The organism is Pseudomonas sp. 05N434 (assembly GCF_056396965.1).
The window spans coordinates 1-1,495 of record NZ_JBFTMK010000818.1 but is presented as its reverse complement, the minus strand read 5'-3'; the positions used below and the strand labels follow the sequence as shown (position 1 = coordinate 1,495).

At 59.5% G+C, this 1,495-nt stretch carries 1 protein-coding gene; it reads right to left on the bottom strand.

Features of this window, described 5'->3' with window-relative positions:
• Positions 1 to 97 precede the first annotated feature (97 nt).
• On the bottom strand, positions 98 to 1,495 hold a 1,398-nt coding region (locus AC1DLB_RS29730), incomplete at its 5' end, for a PilZ domain-containing protein (RefSeq protein ID WP_477786256.1).

Genomic DNA, 1,495 nt, shown 5'->3' with positions numbered 1-1,495 from the left:
GTGGCAGCACTCAACGCCCAGTCGCTCCAGCCCACTAGTGAGCAGGCGAGCAGCATGAGTGAGCGACGAGGAGGAAAGGTCCGGCGAGTGGAAGGCTTCAAGATCGTTGCGTGTCCGCGGTGGGGTCGATGGGTGATGGAGTGGCCGGGCGTTTGCGCAGCAGCGCCTGGCTGTCCTTTAGGGTGGCAACGAACAAGCGCAGGATGGCGCGCAAGCCAATGCTGCTGACCTCGCGCAACGCTGACATTGGCGCGTCGAGGCGGCCGTTGCCCCACGTGTTGGCCCAGGTGTCGGCCCGTGAAAAGGTCAGTCGCACCAGCTCACTTTGCTGGCGCAGGGTCAAACCCTCGAATTTCACGCCTGCCACGTTGTCGTTGCTGAAGATCGTTGTTGCGGGAAAGAGGCTTGAGGGAGGTGTGCGCAGAATGCACAGCCGCAGCTTCTCTTTGGCGCTGAGCTGAACTTGCGGTGGCAGTGCCAGACCCACGCCGTTTTGTGAGAAGTCCCGGGTTATGCAATCGAACGATGTGCCGTCTTCGCGATAGACGCGCACGGGCAGATCCGCGGGCACCCTGGGCTCGTTGCGCACCTGAGAGGACTCAGTGGCCACCGCCACGGCGGTGCTGACGATGATGATGTTGTACACGGTCCAGATCAGGTTGATCAGCAGGGTAGTGACCTCGGCCGAATCACTCCCGACCAGTTTCACCACGCCGATCGCCAGACCGATCATGTTCAAGGTCAACAGGACGATGTAAGGCCGCGCGAGCTTCCAGTTGAAATAGTCCTTTTCGACGGTGCCGCCCTTGTCGGTTACGTTGAATTTGCCCAGCGAAGGGCTGATTAGAGCCAGCAGGACCGGTCGCATGATGTGCCAGGCCAACACCGACTCATACACTTCGTTCCAGAAGGAATGGCGGAAGCGCCCCTGGATGCTGGAGTTGGTCAGGCTGGAATGGAAAATATGCGGCAGTACATAGACCGTGACCATCAACGCCGAGGCATGGAAAATCTGCGCGTCGAAAAACAGGTAGGCCAATGGTGCGGTCAAGAACACCAGGCGGGGCAGGCTGTAGAAAAAGTGCATCATGGCATTGAGGTAGCAGATGCGCTGCCCCAGGTTCAGCCCTTTGCCAAACAAGGGATTGTCGGTCCGAAAAATCTGCACCATGCCCCGTGCCCAGCGTATGCGCTGGCTGATGTGTCGGGAAAGGCTTTCGGTGGCCAGTCCCGCCGCTTGTGGAATGGCGAGGTAAGCGGTGTTGAAACCACGGCGATTGAGCTTGAGTGCCGTGTGCGCATCTTCGGTCACGGTCTCGGTGGCGATGCCGCCGACTTCCAGCAAGTGAGTCCGCCGGATGACCGCGCAGGAGCCACAGAAGAATGCCGCGTTCCACAAGTCGTTGCCGTCCTGCACCAGGCCGTAGAACAGCTCACCTTCATTGGGTACCGAGCGAAAGGTATCGAGGTTTTTTTCGAACGGATCGGGTGAGTA